A 10,411-nucleotide genomic window follows, 5' to 3' on the forward strand; every position below is an offset into this window, starting at 1 on the left:
AATTTCCTCTTATTTTAATTTTGTAGTATTTCTCTCGAACATTCCTCTAGATTCATTTTATTGATGTATTCATCATCTGGAATGAAAAAAAATCTTTCGCTATAAAAAAGATAGGGCTTTAATTACTTCCGTCAAAATCAAACAATCTTTCAGTAACTTATTTTCCTATTTTCAGGCTATTTTATCCCGATATAAAGTATGCATGGCCCAGATTGCAGCAGGAATCCAGCCTAAAATCGAAATCTGAAGCATTAAGCATACTGTGGCTTCGGCTGGTCGATGAAGGGTCATAAATAATGACCAAGGGAAAATAAATGCAACAATTGATTTCATTCTTAAAACCCTCTTTTTTTGCAACGTTCTAACTTTTATATCCAGTTTTTATTGGCACTTAAAACTGGCACTTAGATTTAGATATTTTTAATAGGATCAGCAGAATCTCTGTACATGCTGTAATCACGCGTAAAAATATCCTGAAAGCCTAATTCAGCCAGCTTAAATGAAGCTTAAAAATTATTTTAAATCCGCTAGCCTTTGCATATTTTCAATCAAAATATTGACGTTTGAATGAAACAGTCTTTGCTTTAACTTTTACTTTCCACAGATTCAGATCCGAATAAAATCCTGAATCCCTAAACCTTTATTTACTTACTGCAGCTGGTGTACACAAGGGTGATACTCGCCAAATCACATCACCGACATCATCAGCAACCAAAATGGCACCTGAAGAATCTACCGCCACACCGACCGGTCGCCCATATGCATTGCCCTGATCGCTTAAGAATCCAGTCAAGATATCTTGAGGTGGGCCCATCGGTTGTCCATTTTGAAAGGGAATAAAAATCACTTTATAGCCACTGTGCGGTTTGCGGTTCCATGAACCATGCTGGCCAATCAGCGCACCGTTTCGATATTGAGGCATCAGATCTGCCCTATAGAAGGCCAAGCCCAATGATGCAGTATGATTGCCCAATGCATAATCTGGTGGAATGGCCCGCGCAACTTGCGCAGGATTTTGCGGTTTGACCCGGGTATCTACATGTTGGCCATAATAACTATAGGGCCAGCCATAAAAAGCGCCTTCTTTGACAGAGGTCAGATAATCAGGAACCAGATCATTGCCGAGTTCATCACGTTCATTTACCACCGTCCAGAGTGTGCCACTCTGGGGTTGCCAGTCCATACCATTCGGATTACGCAGTCCGGTAGCAAAAGGTCGCGCTTGAGCACTGGCTATGTCAAATTCCATGATTAGTGCCCGGCCCTGCTCCTGCTCTAGGCCATTTTCAGCGACATTGCTGTTGGAACCCACTGTAATATAGAGTTTGCTGCCGGCAGGATTGGCAATGACATTTTTGGTCCAGTGATGGTTTAAACGGCCTGCCGGTAAATCCAGCACCTTGGTACCGGCTGCTGTAATTTGAGTCGCACCGTTCTGATAAGGAAAGCGCATTAGGGCATCAGTATTCGCCACATACAACATATTGCCGACCAGTGCCATGCCAAATGGAGAATTGAGATTCTGTAAAAATACGGTTTTTTGTTCAGCCACCCCATCTCCATTGCTATCGCGAAGTAGACTGATGCGGTTGGCACTGGGATGAGATGAACCTGCACGTTGCATCACCCATTTCATGATTTTGCCTTTGATCCCTTTACTGTCATCGGGCTTAGGCGGTGCATCGGTTTCGGCCACCAGTACATCACCATTCGGCAATACATATAGCCAGCGCGGATGCTGCAACCCTTTGGCAAATGCCTGAACTTTTAAACCTGTCGCTGGTGTCGGCATTTTACCTTCAGGCCAACCTTTGGCGGGCGCAATATTGACTGTAGGCAGCAAGCGTGATTTTGGTTTAGGCAAATGTGGCTGGGAACCATAACTGTCATTGATAGGTGACTTGGAAGGCATGGTACATCCAGTCATGGTTAGGAGAAGTGCACAGCTGGCACCCGTAAGTAAAAATTGAATAGGCTGATGAAGCATTTTTATCTCTTGTTATTATCATCCTCAACTTACTTTAAAAAACAATTTGAGATGCCACTAGCGAGTTCTTGTTTTTTCTGGTTATGAATTGGTTATCAGTTTTGAGTTAGATCTGATGTTTTTCTTGTTGTAAAAATAAATTTATCCTGACTAACTTACGCAGGACTAGAGGACAACATTTCTAGTGTGATTTTTTTCACCTCATTACGACTATGCCGGATATGAGCATCTAATATAGAGAGACAGAACGCTGCATCTTGTGCAAGTAATCCCCTTAAAATTTGTTGATGCTCGGCATAGGTCGCTGTAACCCGATAATCCTTGGAAAAATCCAGACGGCGTATGATGCGAATTTTCTCGCTGATCTCACTGTGAATTTTCGCCATTTCTGCATTGCCGGCTGCAAATACCAAATGATAATGAAATGCTTCATCTTGTGCGGATAACTTTCTGAGATCATAGACATACTGTTCTGGTTGAACACACCAGGTTTGAATCAAAACAGCTAGGGCAACCTGCAACTGGTCTTTGGGCATTAGACACAGTTGTTCGACTGCATAACATTCCAGCAAAATTCGCAGATCATATAACTCTTCATAGGCTTTAAAATTCAACGGCCGGACCTGCCAGCCACTTCTAAACTGCACCTCGACATAACCTTCCTGCTGCAAACGATACAAAGCTTGCCGAATAGGTGTACGACTGACGGCATAGCTTTCAGCAATTTCCGATTCGGTAAACCGCTCTCCCGGCATCAGCTTAAAGTCAAAAATGTCATTTTTAATTTTCTGGAAAACCAGCTCAGACAGATTGTCTGAGCTTTTTCCTGTCGCTTTAGTGGCTGGATTGCGGGCAAGTGTCATAGGTTGAATCCATTACTCCATATAGACCAGTGGCTCACCGCTATGTACGGTCTGACCAGAACGGCAGATAATCGCTTTAACGATGCCATCATCGTCAGCATAGACCGGCAGTTCCATTTTCATGGCTTCAATGATGGCCACCGTGTCGCCTTTTTTCACAATCTGCCCGGCTTCTACAAAAATCTTCCAGATATTGCCGGTCATAGAGGCATTGAGAGGAACATACTGGCTGTAATCAGTATCATCTTGCAGCACTTCTATTTCTACAGGTGCATCAAACTCGTCTTTCCAGCGTTCCACCTCGGCACTAAAAGCAGCGTGCTGCTGTGCTTTAAAAGCAGCAATACTGTCCTGTTCGGTAGCAAGGAAATCCTGATATGCTGCAAAGTCAAACTCGCATTCCTCAATTTTAATTTCTGCCAGACCATGGGCGAAATCAGCACGGAACTGATCCAGTTCGGCCTCAGTGACCTCATAATATTTAATCTGGTCAAAAAAGCGTAAGAACCATTGCTGATCGCCAAACTGCTTGTTCTTTTTAAACTTGTTCCAGATCGGCACGGTACGGCCAATCAACTGATAGCCACCCGGTGAGTCCATGCCATAAATACACATATACATGCCACCAATCCCGACAGTCCCTTCAGCGGTAAAAGTACGGGCCGGATTATATTTAGAACTCAGTAAACGGTGGCGAGGATCAATGGGCACTGCACAAGGTGCAGTCAGATATACATCACCTAGCCCTAAAATCAGATAATTGGCATCATAAATGATGTCCTTGACCTGCTGGCGGTGACTTAAACCATTAATCCGCTGAATAAAATCGACATTATTCGGAAGCCAGGGGGCTGTGGCACAGACGCTTTCCTGATAACGCTCAACAGCACCCAGAGTCGCCGAGTCCTCAAAGGCCATGGGTAAATGGATAATTCTTGAAGGGATTTTAATGTCACGCAAATCGCCCATCTGTTCTTCAAGACCAAGCAGGAAGTGAATCAGTTGCTGTTGACTCAAACGCAGACCATCATATTTAATCTGCAAGGACCGTACACCAGGTGACAATTCCAGGATACCGTCCAGATCAGCTTCACGGATCAGTTGCATCAAACGGTGTACGCGCAAGCGCAGGGCCAAATCCAGTACGTTATCGCCATATTCCAGCAAGATATAACTGTCACCTGCCTGACGATATACAGCTTTTGGTGCATCTGGCGTAGCTTCACGCAATGCCAGGATACTTTCTGCCTGAACTGTAACGATTTCAGCCTCGCTGGTTATCTCTGCCTTGGCAAAGTTTTGGAGGGTTTGAATTTGCTGCCGCTCCAGCGCATTGGCCTGCTCTACTGGGATTGGATAGAAGCTAATCGTGTCATCGGCTTTCAGTTGACCAATTTTCCAGAGTTCAGCTTTGGCAATGGTCACCGGACAAACAAAGCCCCCCAGGCTCGGACCATCTTTGGCAAGGATTACGGGGAAATCACCGGTAAAGTTAATCGCACCAATGGCATATTCACAGTCATGTACATTGGATGGATGTAATCCTGCTTCGCCACCATTTTCACGCGCCCAGCTTGGCGTCGGTCCAGTTAAACGGATACCCAACCGGTTCGAGTTAAAATGCACTTTCCAGCTTGATGCAAAAAACTCCTCAATATATTCAGCTTTAAAGAAATCAGGTGCTCCATGCGGACCATAGAGCACACCAATTTTCCATTCCTTGCCATAACTTGGAATCAGAGTTGTTGCCAAAGCTTCAGGTTCTGCAATCGCTAAAGGTAGACCATCGGCCGGCAGCTCAGGATTCACCATCTTAATCATGTCGCCAGCACGTAATACTCGGCCTGCATGTCCACCAAAATTACCTAAAGCAAAGGTAGAACGGCTACCCAGATATTCCGGCACATTCAGACCATTTCGTACAGCCAGGTAGGTCCGGCATCCAGATTCAACCTGTCCAATTTTTAGGGTTTGGCCTGCTTTTACCTGAACAGGCTGCCAGAAATTTACTGCTTCATCATCCAGACTTACCGGACAAGGTGCGCCAGTTAAAGCAATGATATTTTCTGCATGAAATTTGAGGATTGGACCTTGCAGGGTAAATTCAAACCCGGCGGCGGCCTCGACATTCCCAACAATTTTATTGGCCAGCCGGAAAGCATAATCATCCATTGGGCCTGAAGGCGGTACACCAATATCCCAATACCCGACACGACCCGGATAATCCTGAATGGAACTTTGTGTACCCGGCTGAATCACCTCAATCACATTCGGCACATATTTGAAATCATCCAGCATGCGTGTCCAGATTTGCATTTGCTCAAAACGCGGATCTGAAATAACAGTATGCACATAATCCAGATTGGTACTAATACCATTCAGGCGAGTTTCAGCTAAAGCTGATTTAAGCGTATGAATGGCAGTATCACGATCTTCAGCATGCACAATAATCTTGGCAATCATCGGGTCAAAGTATTGGGAAATTTCAGTTCCGGTACTCACCCAGGTATCAACCCGGACATTTTCCGGAAAAAAGACATCGGTCAAAATCCCTGGACTCGGCTGGAAATTCTTAACTGGATCTTCGGCATAGATGCGTACTTCAATCGCTGCACCTTGAGGCTGAATACTGCTTAGATGCTTCCAATCCAGAGTATCACCTGCTGCAACTTTCAACATGCATTCAATCAGGTCTAAACCGGTCACCATTTCAGTCACCGGATGCTCCACCTGCAAACGGGTATTCACTTCAAGGAAATAAAACTCGTCACGTGCTGCATCGTAAATAAACTCAACCGTACCGGCACTGCGATATTCCACCGATTTGCCCAGTTCAACTGCCGCCTGATACAATTTTTGACGGGTTGCTTCAGGTAACTGTGCCGCTGGTGTTTCTTCCACAACCTTCTGATTACGGCGCTGCAGTGAACAGTCGCGTTCGCCCAAAGCCACTACCTGTCCCTGTCCATCTCCAAAAATCTGAACTTCGACATGACGGGCCCGACCGATAAAGCACTCTAAAAATACTCCGGCATCTTTAAAGAACTGTTCGCCCAGACGTTTTACACTTTCATAGGCCTCCTGAAGTGCTTCTGCATTATCACAACGGGTCAAGCCAATTCCGCCACCGCCTGCTGTGCTTTTAAGCATAACCGGATAGCCAATTTTTTCAGCTTCAGTTAAGGCTTCATCCAGACTATTTAGCAGACCTGTACCGGGAGTCATGGGTACATTGACAGCTGCGGCAAGTTCACGCGCCCTGTGTTTTAAGCCGAATTCCAGAATCTGCTCCGGTGTTGGCCCCATGAAAGCAATATTATTTGCTTCGCAGGCACGGGCAAAGTCAGCACTTTCTGACAGAAAACCATAACCTGGGAAAATTGCTTCGGCCCCGGTATTCTTGGCTGCGGCAATCAGCTTTTCAATACTTAAATAGGTATCACTCGGTTTGGTACCTTCTAAGGACACTGCAATATCTGCATCAATCACATGCTGTGCATAACGGTCCGTTTCTGAATAGACGGCTATACTGGTTATACCCATTTTTTTTAATGTGCGAATGGCACGAACAGCAATTTCGCCGCGATTTGCAATCAGTACAGTTTTAAACATGTGAATCCCCTTTTATTCTCTCTATTTTTTGAATCTGCTGAATGGGTCTATTTCGTTGTTTTCTGATTCAGCTGCTGTATATAAAGCCGCTATCGACTATGTTCGCTGCTCTGTGTCGTAGCCTTTGATACATACCGTCCGCAAATACAGCTTTTTTAAATGCATCGTTTTTTGCTTGAAGAGGTGCAGCATTCGCAACCGGAATCCAGACAAGTTCACCCACCTCAACATGGGTAGTGCGTTGAGCAAGATGATTCAGTTGAAGCTGTTTTGGCTGATCGGCATCGCGCCATTTTCGGACTGTCCAGCCGATCATTTTCTGATGAAGCATTCTGTATCCATTCTTGTATCCAAGTTTGAATACAGTTATGCAGAACTTATGCCAGTTTAATTTTCTATATTATTTTCAATATTTTAATAAAATTTAAGATGTATAAATTAGGGAGAATTTCGTTAGATGATTGTTTTTGGTTCAGCCTGTTTTCAATTCAGTGCAAAAATTATTCTGAAACTCATATTGCATGAGCTACATCTCTCCAACTTGTACGACACTGATATAAAAGCCTATCTATTAATGAACCTTTAAGGGAACCATTCAGCTTATATCTTGGGCTAGTAATAAAATTGGAGGTACTCCATGCCGGGCTTAAGGGGGTTTTAACCCAAGATGCATATAGGCACACAGGAGAGGATCGAAAGGAAATATAAAAGGAGAGGTTTCAAATATTGAAGTAAATAAGGCTACCCAGTAATATTCACTGAAATTACGGATAATCTCTGTCACTCAACCACGAAAAGCGGCTTCAATCACGGCAACATCAATTTTCTTCATGCCCATCATGGCCTCAAATGCACGTTTGGCCGCAGCGCGGTCAAGACTGTTACAGGCGTTGATGAGGACCACTGGCGTAATCTGCCAGGAAATGCCCCACTTGTCTTTACACCATCCACACTCACTTTTCTGACCACCATTGCCAATAATGGCATTCCAGTAACGGTCTGTTTCTTCTTGGTCTTCAGTCGCCACCTGAAATGAAAATGCTTCATTGTGTTGAAAGTCAGGGCCACCATTCAGTCCAATGCAGGCAACGCCCATCACCGTAAATTCAACGGTGATAACATCGCCTTCTTTTCCGGAGGGATAATCTCCGGGTGCAAGATTGATCGCGCCAACTGAGGAGTCTGGAAAGGTTTCTGCATAAAATCGTGCTGCACCTTCGGCATCGTCATCGTACCAAAGGCAGACGGTGTTCTTCGCAATATTCATCATCTTCAATCTCCATTGATTTAGGTCTTACGCGTTCTGCCTAAGTCCAATGTGTCCCATATATCGGTCGAGAATAGTTATATGATCCCTTGTCTATCTTTCACCAAAAACAGAATAAACCTACTTTAGAATTGTATTTTTATTGATCGAAAGCTGTTTCAAAGTGCTTAAACTGATGCGTTTCCAGAGTTTGTCACTGAACGATGGATTGCTTGGAAAATTGTGAATCAAAGAAAATGAATTGACCGTTTCGAGATATTAAAAAAATTAGTGATATAAATACTTTTTTAGTTTTTTAACTTTGAGACTGCTGGCAAAATTAGCCGAATTTAAATAACCAGATATGGAATCATATAAAATTTTAGCTCATAATTATTTTTTACTTTTCCAGAATTCCCACTTAGACTAGAGCACAATTTTGTTGCATATGCTTTTTGCCCTATGACCATTCAGGAATTAAGAAGATACCTTCGTAAAACGCGTCGTCATCTCTCTAAATTTGAGCAAAGGCAGTCCGCACAAAAAGTCTTAAACCGCCTGATCCGCAGTCCAGAATTTATTCATGCCCAACGTATTGGCCTGTATTTGCATGCTTTTGGGGAAATTCAGACCCAATCGATTATTGAACGCTGTTTTAAACTGGGCAAACAGGTGTATCTACCAGCGATTTGCGACATGAATCAGCAGCTGGTCTGGATTCGAATCAGTCAGCATCAATATCATAACAAGCGCTTTGCCCATCATCGGCTGGGTATGCGCGAGCCCATGAGCACTCGTGGTGTGCATGTTTCCAAACTGGATCTATTGCTCATGCCACTGCTGGCCTGTGACACTTCAGGCACCCGGATTGGGATGGGCGGCGGTTTTTATGATCGAACCTTGGCTTCTGCGCCCGGGCGTCCATTTCGTCTGGGGCTGGCACATGACTTTCAACTGCTGGCACAGCCGTTAAAACGTGAAACATGGGATCAGCCCCTTGATGCTTTAATCACCCCGACAGTTTTTATAAAGTTCAAACGATAATTTTGTAATTTTACCCTTGCTAACTACTTTAAAATCACATAATTAGTCATTTTTCATACAATTTAATCTTAACTGCCCTTGTATTTTTAAAATTACCCATCACTATTAAAAGCATGGCAACACCGTTGTCACTCATTAGGAGTGCTCATGTCTGAAATTATTATGAATCAAGAAACCTTAGAGCCTCAGGTTCCAAGTGTACTACCCCTTTTGGCGCTGCGTGATGTGGTGGTTTATCCGCATATGCAAATTGCGCTGTTTGTCGGTCGTGAAAAATCGATCAATGCAGTTGATGTGGCTCGTAACAGTGACAATCTAGTATTTGTAGTTGCGCAAAAAGATTCGCTTACAGAAGAAATTGATCACGACAATTTATATCAATACGGTACTGTCGCGAAGATTGTGCAAGTTGTGAATCACGAAAATGATGAAAACTGTATTAAAGTCCTGATCGAAGGCCTGCACCGTGCCAAGCTGAAAACCATCATTGACGAAACTGAGTATCTGACAGCAGAGCATGAACTCAGCCCAATGACGGTGAGCGTCGATGCAGACACCCAAGCTGTGCGCTTGCAGGAATTGCGTGCGCTTTTCGCTCAATATGCAGAAGCGAAACTTCGTAATGCGCGTGAACTGATCACCGCAGCCAACAAAATTGAAGATCTATTACAGTTATTGTTCTTCGTCGCAACCCGTGTTCCATTGAATATTGATGTCAAACAGAAATTCCTGGAACATGACGAATTCGAAGCACATTTGACTGAATTGATGACTTATCTATTGCAACAGTCTGAAGAACAACAGATTGAGCAAACCCTGCATGATTCTGTTAAACGTCAGATGGAAAAGAACCAGCGCGAATACTTCCTGAATGAAAAAATGAAAGTCATTCAGCGCGAGCTTTCTGATATGAACGGCGGCGCGGAAGATGATGTCGCTGAAATTGAAAAACGTCTTGCTGAAGCAGATTTGCCTGAGCATGTACGTAAAAAAGCAGAAGCTGAATTCCGTAAACTGAAAGCAATGCAGCCTGCTTCAAGTGAAGCTGCTGTGGTACGCAACTATCTGGAAGTGATTCTGGATACACCTTGGAATAAAGCCAGCAAAGTCAGCATTAACCTGAACAAGGCACAGGAAATTCTGGATGCAGACCATTATGGTCTGGACGATGTCAAAGATCGCATTGTCGAATATCTGGCAGTTCAGTCGCGTGTGAAAAAATTGCGTGGTCCGATTCTATGCTTGGTTGGTCCTCCAGGTGTTGGTAAAACTTCACTCGGTGAATCGATCGCCAAAGCAACTGGTCGTGAGTTCGTGCGTATGGCGCTGGGCGGCGTACGTGATGAAGCGGAAATTCGCGGTCACCGTCGTACCTATATCGGTGCGATGCCAGGTAAAATTGTGCAGTCATTGACTAAAGTGGGCGTAAAAAACCCGTTATTCTTGCTCGATGAAATCGACAAGATGGCGCAAGACTACCGTGGCGATCCGGCTTCTGCGATGCTTGAGGTACTTGATCCATCACAGAACAACAAGTTCAGCGATCACTATCTGGATCTTGATCTGGACCTGTCTGAAGTAATAGACTTCCTTCATAAATCATTTTTTAACCAATTTAATTGTTTATCTTTCACCCAATCTAAATTGTATATGCCAGCA

The 10,411-nt window shown here is 44.0% G+C and carries 8 protein-coding genes; 2 read left to right on the forward strand and 6 right to left on the reverse strand.

The features are described 5' to 3' along the window. Positions 1–171: 171 nt before the first annotated feature. The 6 genes from MTX11_RS13550 to MTX11_RS13575 all read right to left on the reverse strand — a co-directional run bounded on the left by MTX11_RS13550 (position 172) and on the right by MTX11_RS13575 (position 7,729). Positions 172–333: a YqaE/Pmp3 family membrane protein gene (locus tag MTX11_RS13550; protein WP_005267030.1), complete on the reverse strand. Its 162-nt coding sequence runs from the start codon at positions 331–333 to the stop codon at positions 172–174. A 307-nt stretch (positions 334–640) separates the two neighbouring features. Continuing rightward, positions 641–1,927, reverse strand: a complete 1,287-nt coding sequence (locus MTX11_RS13555) for a PQQ-dependent sugar dehydrogenase (RefSeq protein ID WP_228128817.1) — start codon at positions 1,925–1,927, stop codon at positions 641–643. 215 nt (positions 1,928–2,142) lie between these two features. After that, on the reverse strand, positions 2,143–2,850 hold the full coding sequence (locus MTX11_RS13560; protein WP_243475350.1) for a GntR family transcriptional regulator: 708 nt from the start codon (positions 2,848–2,850) through the stop codon (positions 2,143–2,145). 12 nt (positions 2,851–2,862) lie between these two features. Next, positions 2,863–6,462: an urea carboxylase gene (uca, locus tag MTX11_RS13565; RefSeq protein WP_243475351.1), complete on the reverse strand. Its 3,600-nt coding sequence runs from the start codon at positions 6,460–6,462 to the stop codon at positions 2,863–2,865. Positions 6,463–6,529: 67 nt separating this feature from the next. Continuing rightward, positions 6,530–6,793 carry a hypothetical protein gene (locus MTX11_RS13570; protein ID WP_004279500.1) on the reverse strand — a complete coding sequence of 88 codons (264 nt, stop codon included), beginning with the start codon at positions 6,791–6,793 and terminating at the stop codon, positions 6,530–6,532. Positions 6,794–7,246: 453 nt separating this feature from the next. Beyond that, positions 7,247–7,729: a VOC family protein gene (locus MTX11_RS13575; protein WP_005246922.1), complete on the reverse strand. Its 483-nt coding sequence runs from the start codon at positions 7,727–7,729 to the stop codon at positions 7,247–7,249. 441 nt (positions 7,730–8,170) lie between these two features. Between MTX11_RS13575 and MTX11_RS13580 the strand changes: the two genes are divergently transcribed. Both MTX11_RS13580 and MTX11_RS13585 read left to right on the forward strand, forming a co-directional pair. Beyond that, positions 8,171–8,752: a 5-formyltetrahydrofolate cyclo-ligase gene (locus MTX11_RS13580; RefSeq protein WP_005246924.1), complete on the forward strand. Its 582-nt coding sequence runs from the start codon at positions 8,171–8,173 to the stop codon at positions 8,750–8,752. A gap of 147 nt (positions 8,753–8,899) precedes the next feature. Beyond that, on the forward strand, positions 8,900–10,411 hold a 1,512-nt coding region (locus MTX11_RS13585), incomplete at its 3' end, for an LON peptidase substrate-binding domain-containing protein (RefSeq protein WP_243475352.1).

The sequence above is a fragment of the Acinetobacter lwoffii genome (assembly GCF_022809915.1).
Taxonomy (GTDB): domain Bacteria; phylum Pseudomonadota; class Gammaproteobacteria; order Pseudomonadales; family Moraxellaceae; genus Acinetobacter; species Acinetobacter lwoffii_M.